10 protein-coding genes are annotated in these 14605 nt (G+C 70.1%); 2 read left to right on the top strand and 8 right to left on the bottom strand.

Going from position 1 to position 14605, the window contains the following annotated elements:
• Nucleotides 1-122: 122 nt before the first annotated feature.
• Both ACFUPX_RS02205 and ACFUPX_RS02200 read right to left on the bottom strand, forming a co-directional pair.
• Complete coding sequence (locus ACFUPX_RS02205) at nucleotides 123-1421, bottom strand: M14 family metallocarboxypeptidase (RefSeq protein ID WP_383314345.1); 1299 nt, start codon at nucleotides 1419-1421, stop codon at nucleotides 123-125.
• Nucleotides 1418-3382 (bottom strand): Xaa-Pro dipeptidyl-peptidase, encoded by a 1965-nt coding sequence (locus ACFUPX_RS02200; RefSeq protein WP_383314342.1) that lies wholly within the window; start codon nucleotides 3380-3382, stop codon nucleotides 1418-1420. The genes ACFUPX_RS02205 and ACFUPX_RS02200 overlap by 4 nt, the downstream gene beginning before the upstream one ends.
• Before the next feature lie 206 nt (nucleotides 3383-3588).
• Between ACFUPX_RS02200 and ACFUPX_RS02195 the strand changes: the two genes are divergently transcribed.
• On the top strand, nucleotides 3589-5079 hold the full coding sequence (locus ACFUPX_RS02195) for a M1 family metallopeptidase (protein ID WP_383314339.1): 1491 nt from the start codon (nucleotides 3589-3591) through the stop codon (nucleotides 5077-5079).
• Nucleotides 5080-5325: 246 nt separating this feature from the next.
• On the opposite strand, the gene ACFUPX_RS02190 is transcribed toward ACFUPX_RS02195, so the two are convergent.
• The 5 genes from ACFUPX_RS02190 to ACFUPX_RS02170 all read right to left on the bottom strand — a co-directional run bounded on the left by ACFUPX_RS02190 (nucleotide 5326) and on the right by ACFUPX_RS02170 (nucleotide 11301).
• Nucleotides 5326-6171, bottom strand: a complete 846-nt coding sequence (locus tag ACFUPX_RS02190) for an oxygenase MpaB family protein (RefSeq protein WP_383314336.1) — start codon at nucleotides 6169-6171, stop codon at nucleotides 5326-5328.
• Nucleotides 6172-6287: 116 nt separating this feature from the next.
• Nucleotides 6288-7094: an alpha/beta fold hydrolase gene (locus tag ACFUPX_RS02185; RefSeq protein ID WP_383314333.1), complete on the bottom strand. Its 807-nt coding sequence runs from the start codon at nucleotides 7092-7094 to the stop codon at nucleotides 6288-6290.
• A 79-nt stretch (nucleotides 7095-7173) separates the two neighbouring features.
• Nucleotides 7174-7653: a hypothetical protein gene (locus tag ACFUPX_RS02180; RefSeq protein ID WP_383314330.1), complete on the bottom strand. Its 480-nt coding sequence runs from the start codon at nucleotides 7651-7653 to the stop codon at nucleotides 7174-7176.
• 175 nt (nucleotides 7654-7828) lie between these two features.
• Nucleotides 7829-9286, bottom strand: coding sequence for an amino acid permease (locus ACFUPX_RS02175; protein ID WP_383314327.1), 1458 nt, complete (start codon nucleotides 9284-9286; stop codon nucleotides 7829-7831).
• 203 nt (nucleotides 9287-9489) lie between these two features.
• The gene (locus ACFUPX_RS02170) at nucleotides 9490-11301 is read right to left on the bottom strand and encodes an AMP-dependent synthetase/ligase (protein WP_383314324.1); all 1812 of its coding nucleotides are present in this window, start codon (nucleotides 11299-11301) and stop codon (nucleotides 9490-9492) included.
• 125 nt (nucleotides 11302-11426) lie between these two features.
• Here ACFUPX_RS02170 and ACFUPX_RS02165 point away from each other — a divergent pair, with 125 nt between their 5' ends.
• Nucleotides 11427-12161 (top strand): MerR family transcriptional regulator, encoded by a 735-nt coding sequence (locus ACFUPX_RS02165; protein ID WP_383314853.1) that lies wholly within the window; start codon nucleotides 11427-11429, stop codon nucleotides 12159-12161.
• Nucleotides 12162-12267: 106 nt separating this feature from the next.
• Here ACFUPX_RS02165 and ACFUPX_RS02160 read toward each other — a convergent pair whose 3' ends face one another.
• The gene (locus ACFUPX_RS02160; RefSeq protein ID WP_383314321.1) at nucleotides 12268-14439 is read right to left on the bottom strand and encodes a 3-hydroxyacyl-CoA dehydrogenase NAD-binding domain-containing protein; all 2172 of its coding nucleotides are present in this window, start codon (nucleotides 14437-14439) and stop codon (nucleotides 12268-12270) included.
• Nucleotides 14440-14605: the final 166 nt, after the last annotated feature.

Raw genomic sequence — 14605 nt, 5'->3', positions numbered from 1 at the left:
CCCCTCCCCCGCCGTCCGCTTTCTGTTGGTCTTGCGTCACAAGCACACCTCTCACGGTTGAGCATTCGTACGAACTCTGTGGTCCGCTACCCAGTACCACATGTGACGCACCTATCAATCACTCAACAGCGGGTGTCGGGCGATCCTGTGACCAGGTGGTAGGGCGCGCGCTCGTCGAGCAGCAACGGTACGAGGGCCCGCGCGGACTGCCGCAACGGCACATAGGCGCCCTTTCCGTCCCTCTTGACCTTGACTCCGTGCAGGGCGAGTTCGTCCTTGATGTCGCCGTACTGCGCGGCGTCCAGGCGGTAGCCGCAGGGCGGGTCCTGGATCACTTCGGACGGCTCGGCGGGGTCGTTGTCGGCGCCGCCGAGGTAGATGGGCCCACGATCGCGCAAGCCCTCGACGCGGGCCGCTCCGGTGGCCGCCTCCAGCTGACCGCGTCGCTCGTCGGCGTAGGCGAACAGGCCACCCAGCGCGGAGAGTTGGGAGTTCACGCGGCGCCGGTTGTTCAGCGCCTCGTCGTCCTTCTCCGCGTCGGTGAGCGGATCGACGCGGCTCTCGATGAGCAGTCCCGCCGCGTGCTTGATGCCGGAGACGTTGCGCAGGATGCGCTCCTGGCCGTCGCCCGCGGTCTGCTTGATGGGGTCACCGGTCACGGGATCGGTCCAGATTCCGTACGTTCCCGTGGTGTGTCCGGACTTGTTGGCGGCCGGCCTGACATACCGCTCGGAGAGGGTCCGCGCCTCGTCGTGCACCGCCTCGTCGGTGTTGAGGTTGCGCGGCCACAGGTCGAACAGGTCTTTGTCGTAGTACTTCGGAGTCGCTCCGTACTCGTGCAGGTCGTAGATGGAGTCCGGCTGCCGGTCGCGGATGACGGCGGCCATGGCGCGGGCCTCCGCGGTCTTCAGGGCGATGTGGTCGCGGTTGATGTCGACGCCGTCGGAGTTGCCGCGGGTGTCGGCGGCGCGGCCGTCCGGGTTGGCCGTGGGGACGACGAGGAGCGTGGTGCGGGAGAGGAACGTGCGGGTCTTCTTGTCCTTCGCGTACGCCAGGTCGCGGATGGTCGACAGGCACGCGTCGCGGCCCGACGGCTCGTCTCCGTGCTGACTGCAGATCAGCAACACGGTGTTCTTCGTGGGGCGTTCGCCGATGCGGACGAGCTGCACGGGCCGGTTCTGCTCGGTGGTGCCGATGCGGGAGACGGAGACCCGGTCGGTCGCCTTGTCGACGGCGGCGAGGAGCTTCTGCTCCTCGGGCTGGCTGGTCCAGCGTGCGCCGTCGCTCTCCTCGAATCCCGTGCGCGGCGGGGTCGAGGTCGCCTGCGCGGGCACGGTCAGGAGCGGTGCGGCGAGCGCGGCGGTGGCGCAGGCGAGGGCCAGGGTGCGGATGCGGGGCGTGCGGCCGGTGCGGGCTCTCATGAAGGGCTGCCTCCAGGTACGGGGCGGAACGAACGCGGCGGGGCCACGCCGTCGAGACGGGATCCGTGGGGGGTGACGGTCTCGGAGGAGGTGCGCAGCGCGTCGGCGCCGCCGACCAGCGGGACCTTCGCGGAGGTGCGGGACAGGTCGATGGCGAGCGTCGGGGTGTCGGCAGGGGGGTCGATGAGGTCCTTGTCCGTGCCCGCGACGATCAGGGCGAGGCGGTGGCCCTTCGGTACGACGTGGTCGCTCGCGGCGAGGTCGAGGGTGATGGTGTGCTTCTTGCCCGGCGTGAGGGGTCGGCCCCTGTGCTCGTCGGCCCAGTTGCCGAGGTCGGCCCAGCCGCGGCTGAAGACCGTGTAGTCGACGTCGGCGGTCTTCGCCCGCGTCTCCTTGAAGCAGGAGCTGTCGCCGCCGGTGCTCGGGCCCCAGCAGGTGCGTTCGGGGAGCGTGGTGATGCCCTCGCCGGCGCCCGCGTAGTCACGGATGGTGGCGGGGCCGAGGTCGACGAGGACCGCGGAGAGGTGGGCGGTTCGGGTCGTCGGGGTCGCGGTGACGGTCACTTCGGATGAGCCCGACAGGCGCAGGTCGCGGCCCAGGGGCCTGCTGATGAACCCGGCCTTCGACGGGGTGGAGGTGTCGATCTGCGCGGCCCAGTCGGTCTCGCTCAGCTTCGGGTCGTCGGTGAAGGTCTCGCTGCCGGTGCCGGGCCGGGTGCCGAGGGTGCCGACGCCGGGTGAAGTGCCCTTGCCGGGGCGGAGTTTGACGGTGTCCGTGGTGCGCGGGGGCCAGACGCGGTCGGTGGTCCACTGCCCGGGGGCGCGCTCGATGTCGGCCATCGGCTCGCGGTCGATGCCGTTGTCGTAGCCGAGGAGCTCGTGGTCGAACCAGCGGTGCAGCGTGCGCACCCAGTCGCTCCGGCGGAAGTCGAAGGGGTCGACGTGCCCGGTCTGGCTGAGCCACACCTTACGGTCGACGCCTTCCTTCGCCAGCGCGTCCCACCACTGGCCGAAGTGCTTCGTGCGGACGTTCAGGTCCTGCATGCCGTGTACGGCGAAGACGCTGGCCCGCACCTTGTCGGCGTCCGGGGTGTAATCGCGCTCGCTCCACAGGCGGGTCCAGTCGCCGGTGCGGGGCGCTTCGTCGACAAGTCGTTTCTGTACGGCGGCGCAGCGGGCCCGCGCCTCGGGGCTCTCCACGTAGTCCGAGAGCCACTCGGGGCCGCTGTCGTAGAGCGGGGCGCCCTTGGCGAAGTAGTAGTCGTACCAGGAGGAGATCGCGCCGATCGGCACGATGGTCTTGAGACCTCGCACTCCAGTGGCGGCCACGCCGTTCGCGACGGTGCCGTCGTAGCTCTTGCCGATCATTCCGGTCGCGCCGGTCGACCAGGAGGCCTTGGCGTCCTTGCCGCCGGTGCGGGTGGTGTAGCCGCGGGCCCGGCCGTTCAGCCAGTCGACGACGGCCTTGGCCGACTGGACGTCGGAGCGGCCGCCGACGTCCACGCAGCCGTCGGAGCGGTTCGTTCCGGCGAGGTCGACGGCGACGAATCCATAGCCGCGGGGCACGAAGTAGTTGTCGTAGTAAAGGGGGAACTGGACGGGGTTGCCGTCCGCGTCGTACGTCTTCTTCTGGCTCTCGTTGCCGCGCCCGCAGCAGGAGTAGTACGGGCTCGCGTCCATGATCACGGGTATCTTCCGGCCTTGGGCGGCCGGTTCGCGGGGCCGGACGATGTCGACGGCGACGCGGTCGGACTTCCCGTCGCCGTCCCCGTCCAGCTTCGTGTCGACCCAGACGGATTCGCGGATCGCGCTCTCGTACGAGTAGACGGGCTTGCTCTCACGTGGGCCGCCAGGCGTCCCTTGGGCGGCTCCCGGGGCCACGAGGGTGGCCAGCAGGGCGGCAAGGGCCGCCGTGAGGAGTGATCTCCGGATCAGGCGTGTGCGTCGCGCACGTATCGGCATGGCGCGGAAGGTACACCGGTCAACTCCCGCGCGACAGAGGGCGGTGCGCGGCGGCGACAGGCTCATGGGGCGTTTTGGCACATGTCGGCCGAATGGCGATCGTGTGACAGGAGCGACCATGGACATGACGCGTGGCCACCGGGCTCAATAAGGTCGGATCATCTTCGGTCTCATCTACCGATGTGCCCCTACGACTTGGAGCTCTTGTGCACCGCAGACTCATCGCCCCTGGCGCGCTCGCGGCCTCTCTGCTGCTGGCGATCCCGGCATCGGCCGCCGACTTCACGCCCGGGGCTCCGGGTATCGGCGATCCCTACTACCCGGCGAGCGGCAACGGCGGATACGACGTCTCGCACTACGACCTGCGGCTGAAGTACCAGCCGAAGACCGACCTGCTCGAGGGCACGGCGACCATCAACGCCACCACGACGCAGGACCTCTCCCGCTTCAACCTCGACCTCGGCCTGAAGGTCAGCGAGGTGCGCGTCAACGGCAAGAAGGCGTCCTTCAAGAAGTCCGGCGAGCAGGAGCTGGAGATCACTCCGGCGGCCGGTCTGCCCAAGGGCACGCCGATCACCGTCGTCGTGCGGTACGCGGGCAAGCCGTCCGAGGTGAAGATCAACGGCTTCACTGCGTGGGCGCGTACGCCTGACGGCGGGGTGGCGGCGCAGGAGCCGGACTCGGCCGCCTGGTGGTTCCCGTCCAACGACCACCCGCTGGACAAGGCGACGTACGACGTCTCGGTCTCCGTGCCGGACGGCTCGCAGGCCATCTCCAACGGCGTGCTGCAGTCGCAGAGTTCGAAGCTCGGCTGGACGCGCTACAACTGGCGCTCGAACAAGCCGCAGGCCAGCTATCTGGCGACGCTCGCCGTCGGCAAGTTCGACATCACGACGGACAAGACCGCGGACGGCCTGCCCGTCCTGAACGCCTACAGCAAGGACCTCGGCGACAACGCGGGGGCGGCGCGGGCGAGCATCGAGCGGTCCACCGAGGTCGCGGAGTGGCTGGAGACGGTCTTCGGCAAGTACCCCTTCAACGCTCTGGGCGGGTACGTCCCGAACGTGACGAGCGGCTTCGCCCTGGAGACGCAGACGCGGCCGTTCTACAGCCCGAGGCAGTTCGCGAACGGGTCGAACGTGTCCGTCGTGGTCCATGAGCTGGCCCACCAGTGGTACGGCGACAGCGTGTCGGTGGACGGCTGGAAGGACATCTGGATCAACGAGGGCTTCGCGCGGTACAGCCAGTGGCTGTGGTCGGAGAAGGAGGGCGAGGGTACGGCGCAGGAGCTGGCCGATTACGTGTACGCCCAGCATCCGGCCGACGACCCGTTCTGGAAGGTCAAGCCGGGTGACCCGGGGCCGGAGAACCAGTTCGACATCGCCGTGTACGACCGCGGGGCGCTGGCCTTGCAGGCGCTGCGGAACGAGGTCGGCGAGAAGTCCTTCTCGGCGATTCTGAAGGGGTGGCCGAAGCAGCACGCGTACGGCAACGCGAAGGTGGGTGACTTCGTGAAGTACGCGGAGAAGGTGTCCGGCAAGCCGCTCGCTGCGCTGTTCGACGCGTGGCTGTACCAGCCGTCCAGGCCGTCTGATCCTGCCGCCCGGGGGGCGGGGATCGCTCGGTCCGCCGCGGTTCCGGCTGCGCCGAAGTCGTGGAAGTCGATCGCTGCGACGAACGGTGTGCACGGCCACTGATCCGGCCGCCGCTTCGCGGCGATTCTCTCCCGCCCACCCACCCGATTACCCGGCGGCGCATGCTGGATGAAGGACGGGGGGGCGGGGGAGATCAGCTCGTCCGGCGAAAGGCGGGCGGGCAGATCAGCTCGTCCCGCGTCCGGCGAAAGGCCGGTGGGCGGGCAGATCAGTCCGTCCGGTTAAGGGCCGGGGGGGTGGGGGATCAGCCCGTCCGGCGTTTGAGGACGAACTCGGCGGAGCCGGTGATCACCGGTGCGCACGAGCCCTGCGTGCCAGGGGCAGGTAGCGCAGGCGCTCCGGTAGGAGCGGGACCACCGCGCGGGTCAACCGGCCGAAGCGGCGCAGCCTCCGCTCCTGGGTGTCCGTCCACGGCAGGCCTATGGCCGACCTCGCGTCGGGCGGCATCAGGCCGATCGCGATGAAGCGGCGGAAGCGGGCCAGCGGCGGCAGGAGCAGCGGCCACAGGGCGCGCAGGGTCACCCGCAGCAGGTAGGGGCCGCGGTCCGGCGGCGGGACCGGGGCGTCCGTGGCGATGAGGTCGCGGACCACCTCCGTCTCCTCCAACTCGTCGGCGAGGACCTTCGCGTAGTAGGGCCAGAACTCCTCGACCGTCTGCGGCATGTCCCGGTCGTGGATGCCGAGGATCCGGCCGACCTGGAGCCACTCCGCGTACAGCTGCCGCTCCTGCGCCTCGGTGAAGGGCCGGCCCAGGTACTTCTGGGCGTGCTGGTAGACGGGGAACCCGGTGGCGTGGACCCACGCGTAGTAGGCGGGCGTCAGCGCGTGGTAGTCCCGGCCGTGCGCGTCCGTGCCCCGGATGTGCTGGTGCAGGGCGCGGAGCCTGCGCCCCTCCTCGGCCGCGCTCTCGCCGCCGTACACCCAGGTCTGCAGCGACCGCAGGGACCGCTCGCCGCGCCCCCAGGGATCGGTGCGGAAGACGGAGTACGTGTCGACGCCGGCACCCACCGCGGGATGCGCGACCTGCATCGTGAGCGCCGCGGGCAGGGCCAGCAGGGCGCGGACGTCGCCCGCGACGTCCCACAGGATCCCGCCGGGCGGGGACGGCTCGGGAGCCTGGCTGCGGTGTGGCATCTCGCGGCTCCCAGGGGTCGGCGGGCCCCCCGGCAGGTGCCCGGTTTATGTGCGTTCCAGTATGCGCCAGTATGCGACGGCCCTGGTCAGCGCGATCCACTCCGGGGGGGCACCACCTACCGCGCGGCTGCGTACGCCTCCCGGATGACGTCCACGACCGCGTCCGGCTCACGCAGGGTCGGGAAGTGGTCGCTGCCCCGCAGCCGCACCAGACGGCAGCCCGGGATGCGCGCCGCCATCTCCTCGTTGCAGCGCACCACCTCGGGGTCGTCCCGCTCCCCCAGGGCGAGGACGCACGGCACGTCGAGCTCGCCGAGCCGGTCGAAGGCGGGCGGGTCGGGCACCTGGTGCGGGTGGACGGCGAACCAGGCCGGAATCACCGCGCCGATGAGCGCCCGTACTTCGGAGTCGTCCCCGGTCCCCGCGGCGGCGGACGTGCGCAGCACCAGGGCCGCGATGCCGTCCATGTCGCCCGCCTGCGCGAGCCGGCCCACCTCGGCCGTGAACTCCGCCATGACGAAGTCGGGGTTGCCGGTGATCCCGGGGACGAGCAGGGCGAGCCCCGCCACCCGGGCGGGATCGGCGAGCGCGAGGCCGATGGCCGTGGTGCCGCCCATGCTCGATCCCACGAGGAACGCGCGGGCGACGTCGAAGTGGTCGAGGACCGCGGTGAGGTCCTCGACCAGGGTGAACGACGTGGTGGGGGCGGGCGACCTGCCGTACGCCCGCGCGTCGTAGCGGATGACCCGGCGCTCCTGGGTGAGGCGCGGCAGGATCCCGTCCCAGACGCGGGAGTCCGCGACGCCCGGGTGCAGCAGGACCAGCGGCGGCGCGGCGGCGCCCGCACCGCTCCCCGGACCTCCCGGTTCTCCCGAGTCGTGCGCCCAGACCTCGCCGTCCTTGACCGGCACCATGAGTTCCATGGTGCGAGCCTGCCGTGACAGCGGGCGCGGCGCCAGACCAGTGGGCCGCGCGGCCCCCGGTGGGACGCGAAAGTAGTCCCTAGCGGCCGGAACCCGTTCCCGCCGCGACCGGCTCCCCCACGATCCTGCTCGCGAGCTCGGACGCCAACTCCGCTACGTGGCTGCGCAGTTCGGCATCCGCTGCGGCGCGCTCGGCCCCGATCACGGACTTCCCGCCCACCAACGCCTCATCACGTTCGCGCACGCCGTCCTCGCGGGCGGCGGCGATCAGGGCGGCGCCCTCCTCCCGGGCCCGCTGGCGCACCTGCGCGGCCTCGCGACGGGCTTCGGCCAGCGTCGCCTCGTACTCCGCGCGTATCCGCTCGGCCTCGCGCCGCAGGTCGGCCGCCGGTCCACCGGTGACCCCTTCGAGGAGCGCGGCCCGCTCCTCCAGTACGCGATTGACGCGCAGAACCATGCGCCTGACGAAGACATAGAGGGTGCCGAACAGCACGGCTCCGACGGCGAGATGCTCGACTTCCGGGTTGATCGGCCCTAGCTGCATGGGAATGAGCTGCATGCAGCCGGTCTACCCGCTCATCAGTGCACAACAACGCGCATCTGCACGGCAGTTGAGTGATTCCCGCCACGCGCCTGCCGAACGAAGAAGTGGCGCCACCCCGGAGACATGTCCTCTCCGACGTGACGCCACCGCTTCGGGCAGTCGCTTCGACCGCTACTTCGAGAATCGACCGCTACTTCGAGAGGCCCTCGGTCTCGCGGTCCACCCGACGGCGGATGCCGTACCAGCCGACGGCGAGCGCCGCGGCGATGATCGGGATGAGGTAGAGCGTCTTGCGGCCGATCTCCGGGTCCTTCCACATCAGGCCGAGCACGGCGAGCAGGAAGAGGATCGTGACGATCTCCGTGACCGGGTTGCCGGGCAGCCGGAAGCTGGGCCGGCTGATCAGCCCCTCCTTGGCGCGGCGGACGAACGCCAGGTGACAGACCATGATGATCACCCAGGTACTGATGATGCCGAGGGACGCCACGTTCAGGACGATCTCGAAGGCCTGGCTCGGCATGAGGAAGTTCAGGCCGACGCCGAGCACGCACACCGCGGAGGTCAGCAGGATGCCGCCGTAGGGCACCTGGCTCTTGTTCATCCGCGCGGTGAACTTCGGCGCCGAACCCGCCATCGCCATCGAGCGCAGGATGCGGCCCGTGGAGTACAGGCCCGAGTTCAGCGACGACATCGCCGCCGTGAGGACGACCAGGTTCATCACGTCACCGGCCGCGGGGACGCCGATCTTGGACAGGACCGTCACGAAGGGGCTCTGGTCGGCCGAGTACACCGATCCCGGCAGGAGCAGCGCGAGCAGGACGACGGAGCCGACGTAGAAGAGGCCCACGCGCCACATGATCGAGTTCACCGCGCGCGGGACGACCTTCTGCGGCTCGGCGGTCTCGCCCGCCGCGACGCCGACCAGCTCGAGCGACGCGTACGCGAAGACGACGCCCTGCATGACGATCACGACCGGCATCAGGCCGTGCGGCAGGAAGCCGCCGTTGTCGGTGATCACGCTCAGACCGGGCGTCTGCCCGCCGACGTCGTGCTGGGTGACCAGCAGGAAGATGCCGATCAGCATGAAGGCGACCAGGGCCGCGACCTTGACGATCGCGAACCAGAACTCCATCTCGCCGAAGTACTTGACCGAGATCAGGTTGATCACGAGGACGACGGCGAGGGCTATCAGCGCGAGCACCCACTGGGGGATGTCGGTGAAGAAGCTCCAGTAGTGCGTGTAGAGCGCGATCGCGGTGATGTCGGCGATGCCGGTGGTCGACCAGTTGAGGAAGTACATCCAGCCGGCGACGTAGGCACCCTTCTCGCCGAGGAACTCACGCGCGTACGAGACGAACGAACCCGACGAGGGCCGGTAGATGACCATCTCGCCGAGGGCGCGCACGACGAAGAAGGCGAAGATGCCGCACACGAGGTACGCGACGGCGAGCGCGGGGCCCGCGGAATGCAGGCGGCCGCCCGCACCGAGAAAGAGTCCAGTTCCGATCGCGCCACCGATGGCGATCATGTTGACGTGACGGGCCTTGAGGTCCTTGCTGTAACCGGCGTCGCCCGCGTCCGCGGGGGCCTGGGACGCATCTGTGCGGGATGCGTCCGCAGCGGCCGTGTCTACGGCTTCCTTGCTCACGTGGGGGGTCTACTCTCTGGTGCCCGGAAAACTCCGGTGTCCGGATGTGCTCCGGTCCACGACACCCCTGACGTGCGTGGACCGACGCGACACCTTCCCCCAGAGATCGCCCGGCATGCGGTGGCACACGTCACATAGCGGCACTTCTCACATGGTGGGCAGGGCCTGTACACATGATGATCACACGGTGTACGGCCTGTGACTCACGGGGCGTAGAGCCCGTTGATGGCCTCCGCGTACTTCTCCCTGATGACCCTGCGGCGCAGCTTCAGGGACGGGGTCAGCTCCCCTGTGCCGGGGCCCCACTCCTCCCCCAGGAGCCGGTAGCGCTTGACCTGCTCGGTGCGGTTGAGGCGCGCGTTCGCCGCCTCGACGGCCCGCGCGATCTCCTCGTGCACGGCCTCGCTCTCCAGCAGGTCGCCCGTGATGCCCCGCGCCGCGGCCCACGCGGGGGCCATCTCGGTGTCCAGGACGAGCAGCGCCACCAGGTAGGAGCGGCCGTCGCCGTGGACGAGGGCCTGGCCTATGAGGGGGTGCTCCTTGAGGGTGTTCTCGACGAGCGCGGGCGAGACGTTCTTGCCCGTCGAGGTGACGATCAGTTCCTTCTTGCGGTCGGTGAGCCAGAGGAAGCCGTCCTCGTCGATCCGGCCCACGTCGCCGGTGGCGAACCAGCCGTCCGCGTCGCAGGCCCCCGCGACACCGCCGTCGGGGAGCAGATAGCCGTCGAAGACCGTCGCGCCGCGCACCAGGATCTCGCCGTCGGCGTCGGTACGGATCTCCAGGCCCTCCAGGGGCTTGCCCACCGAACCGAGCCGGAAGGCGGCCGGGGTGTTGATGGTGACGACGCCCGTCGTCTCCGTAAGCCCCCACGCGTCCATGATCACGAGGCCGAAGCCCGACCAGAAGCGCACGATGTCCATCGGCATCGAAGCCGCCGCGCTCGCGGTCCACACCAGGCGGTCGAACCCGGCCAGGGAGAGCAGCGGATCGAGGACCCGCTCCTTGGCCTCGCGGTACGCCGTCTCGACGTCGGCCGACGGTTCTTCGCCGCGTTCCACGTACGCCACACGCGCGCGTACCGCCTCGTTCGCCGCCTCGATGGACTCCTGCTGCTCCTGCGGCAGCCCCGCGAGCGCGGCCCGTACGGACGCGGCCAGCTTCTCCCACACGCGCGGGACGCCGAAGAACTGCGCGGGGTGCAGCTCGCGGGCGGTCGCGGCGACGGCGGTCGGATCGGCGCACAGGTGTACGTGCGAGACGCGGAACACCGGCAGGTAGATGCCGAGCATGCGCTCGGCGACGTGGGCGAAGGGGAGGTAGCTGATGTGCTCCACGAAGTCGGGGAGCTCGACGACGGAGTCCAGGGCCACGCCGTTGAGGACGACGTTGCGGTGCGTGATGCGGACGCCCTTGGGGTCGCCGGTGGTGCCCGAGGTGTAGACGACGGTCAGCGGATCGTCGGCCCGGGACTCGCGCCAGCCCTTCTCGAAGGCGTCCGGGTCGAACAGCCTGCCTCCGGTGGCGTGCAGGGATCCGTACGTGCGGTGCGGTCCCGCCTCGGCCGCCTCGACGACCACCAGGCGCTCCAGCGGAGCCGTGTCGTCCGACAGGAGGGGCTCCCACCGGGCCAGTTCGCCGGCGCCCTCGACGATCGCGAAGCGGGCGCGGCTGTGCCGGGCGATGTGCGCGATCTGTTCGGGGGCCGACGTGTTGTAGACGGTGACGGGGACCGCGCCCAGGTGGACGAGGGCGAGGTCGCTCAGCCAGTGTTCGGGGCGGTTGCCCATCATCATCAGGACGTGCTCGCCGCGCCGGACGCCGAGAGCCGTGTACCCGGCGGCGAGAACGGCGACCTTGCGGCGGGCCTCGCGCCAGGTGAGCGTCGTCCACTCCCCTTCCGGGGTGGTGCGCCAGGAGAGTGCGGGGCGGTCGCCGTGGTCCTCCGCGTTGCGCAGCAGCAGGGCCGGGAGCGTGATGTCGGCGGGTTCCCCGGGAAGTCGCAGGATCGTGGTCATGACCGCCTCCTGGCGTCATCGACGAAGCAAGTGACTGGGCGGGACGCTTTCACAACAGTGGTGAGACAGCAATACTGTTGCACCTGATCGGTGCACAACTGGGGAGGCGAAGCGCTGCCATGACGATGACGACGACGTCGGACACCGACGAGCCGACGCTCACGGTCGACGAACTGGCCGCACGCGCGGGCGTCACCGTCCGCACCATCCGCTTCTACAGCACCAAGGGCCTGCTGCCGCCGCCCGTGATCGGCCCGCGCCGGGTCGGTCACTACGGCCAGGAGCATCTCTCCCGGCTCGGGCTCATCGAGGAACTCCAGCACCAGGGCATGACCCTGGCGGCGATCGAGCGGTATCTGGAACAGCTGCCGCCCGACCTGAGCGCCCACGACCTGGCCATCCACCGTGCGGTGGTGGCCTCCTGGGCCCCCGATGCGGCCGAGGAGACCGACCGCGCGGAGCTGGAGCGCAGGACGGGCCGCGCGCTGACCGAGGCGGATCTCGACCGGCTCTCGGCGATGGGGGTCGTCGCGCCGACGGAGCTCCCGGGGGCGTACCGCGTCGATCCGGGGCTGCTGCGCCTGGGGGTGGAACTCCTCGACGTACCCATCGCGCACGAGACGATCCTGGCGGCGCGCACGGTCCTGATGGAGCACACCCGCTCGGCGGCCGTCGAGCTGTCCCGGCTCTTCCGCGACGAGGTGTGGGGGCCCTACCGGGACCGGGAGTCGGACCCCGAGCACGTAGCGGCGATGCGCTCCCTGTCGGCCCATATGCAGCCGATGGTGGTGCAGGCCCTGGTGACGGCGTTCCAGCGCTCCCTCAAGGAGGAGCTGCGGGAGTGGCTCTCGGAAGGCTGAGCCACTCCAGCTCGTGCTTGTTGGTGCGTACAGGATCGCCTTGGCGTCCTGTTGTGGCGAGGCCCGCGGTTCCGGCCCCGCAGGGGCGGAACCGCGGGTCAGCAGGTCAGTTGTCGCTGAACTTCTCGCCGTTGCCGGCCTTCTCGACCAGCAGCGCGGGCGGCGTGAACCGCTCCCCGTAGCGGTCGGCCAGCTCACGCGCGCGTGCCACGAATCCGGGCAGGCCGCCCTCGTAGCCGTTGATGTACTGGAGCACGCCACCGGTCCAGCCGGGGAAGCCGATGCCGAAGATCGAGCCGATGTTGGCGTCCGCGACGGACGTCAGGACGCCCTCCTCCACCAGGCGCACGGTGTCGAGCGCCTCGGAGAAGAGCATGCGCTCCTGCATGTCCTTGAACGGGATCTCGGTGCCCGGCTTGGTGAAGTGCTCGCGCAGACCCGGCCAGAGACCGGCGCGCTTGCCGTCCACGTATTCGTAGAAGCCCGCTCCCCCGCTCCTGCCGGGACGCTCGAACTCGTCGACCATCCGGTCGATGACGGAGTCCGAGGGGTGCCCGGCCCAGGTGCCGCCCGCCTCCACGACGGCGCGCTTGGTCTCGTTGCGGATCTTGCGCGGCAGGGTGAGGGTCAGCTCGTCCATCAGGGAGAGGACCTTCGCCGGGTAGCCCGCCTGGGCCGCGGCCTGCTCGATCGACGCGGGCTCGATGCCCTCGCCGACCATCGCGACGCCCTCGTTGATGAAGTGCCCGATCACCCGCGAGGTGAAGAAGCCGCGCGAGTCGTTCACGACGATCGGCGTCTTGTTGATCTGGCGTACGAGGTCGAAGGCGCGCGCCAGAGCCTCGTCCCCGGTCCGCTCGCCCTTGATGATCTCGACGAGCGGCATCTTGTCGACGGGCGAGAAGAAGTGCAGGCCGATGAAGTCGACGGGCCGCGTGACGCCCTCGGCGAGCTGGGTGATGGGCAGCGTCGAGGTGTTGGAGCAGAGCAGCGCGTCCGGCTCGATGACGTCCTGGATCTCCTGGAACACCTTGTGCTTGAGCGAGGTGTCCTCGAAGACGGCCTCGATCACGGCGTCACAGCCCGCGAGGTCCTGCGGGTCGGCGGTCGGCGTGATGCGGGCGAGCAGCGCGTCGGCCTTCTCCTGGGTCGTACGCCCCCGCTGCACCGCCTTGGCGCACAGCTTCTCGGAGTACGCCTTGCCCTTGGCTGCGGCCTCGGCGGAGACGTCCTTCAGGACGACCTCGATGCCCGCGCGCGCACACGAGTAGGCGATGCCCGCGCCCATCATCCCGGCGCCCAGGACGGCGGCCTTGCGGACCGGGCGTGCCTCGATGCCCTTGGGGCGGTTGGCGCCGGAGTTGACGGCCTGGAGGTCGAAGAAGAACGCCTGGATCATGTTCTTCGCGGTCTGCCCGGTGACCAGCTCGGTGAAGTAGCGGGCCTCGATGGTCAGCGCGGTCTCGAAGTCGACCTGGGAGCCCTCGACTGCGGCCGCGAGGATGTTGCGCGGGGCCGGGTAGGGGGCGCCGTTGATCTGCTTCTTCAGGTTGGCGGGGAAGGCGGGCAGGTTCGCCGCGAACTTCGGGTTGGCGGGGGTGCCGCCGGGGATGCGGTAGCCCGGCTTGTCCCAGGGCTGGGCCGACTCGGGGTTGGCGTCGATGAAGGCGCGGGCCTTCTCGGTCATCTCCTCGCGCGTGGCGGCCACTTCGTGGATCAGGCCGTTCTCCAGGGCGCGCTGCGGGGAGTACTGGGTGCCCTGGAGCAGCACCTTCAGGAGCGCGTCCGCGATGCCCATCAGGCGTACGGTGCGGGTCACGCCGCCGCCCGCCGGGAGCAGGCCCAGGGTGACCTCGGGCAGGCCGATCTTGGATCCGGGCGCGTCGAGCGCGACGCGGTGGTGGCTGGCCAGGGCGATCTCGTAACCACCGCCGAGGGCCGCGCCGTTGATGGCGGCGACGACGGGCTTGCCCAGGGTCTCGATGCGGCGCAGGGAGCCCTTGATGGCGACGCCCGCCTCGAACGCGTCGCGCGCGTTCTCGGGGCCCGCCTGCATCATGTCCTTGAGGTCGCCTCCCGCGAAGAAGGTCTTCTTGGCGGAGGTGTAGATGATGCCGCGGATGGAGTCCTTCTCGGCCTCCGCGCGTTCGGCGATCGCCGCGATGGAGTCCTTGAAGCCTTGGTTCATGGTGTTCGCGGACTGGTTGGGGTCGTCGAGGACGAGCGTGACGATGCCGGTGTCGTCCTGTTCCCAGCGGATGGTGGTGCTTTCGGTCATGGTCTTGTCTCCGTGAAGTCTGTGATGGGCGGGGCGGGGTCCGGGGAGGGGCTGGGGGTCATGGCCGACTGACCGCCGGTGGGGGCTGGTCGCGCAGTTCCCCGCGCCCCTGAGATGCGCACTGCGTGCGCCATCTCCAGGGGCGCGTACCGGGGAAGGCTGCGCG

It is taken from the genome of Streptomyces sp. NPDC057302 (assembly GCF_042667685.1).
Classification (GTDB): Bacteria; Actinomycetota; Actinomycetes; order Streptomycetales; family Streptomycetaceae; genus Streptomyces.
The sequence above is the reverse complement of the archived record's forward strand: the minus strand, read 5'-3'. Positions and strand labels throughout refer to the sequence as shown.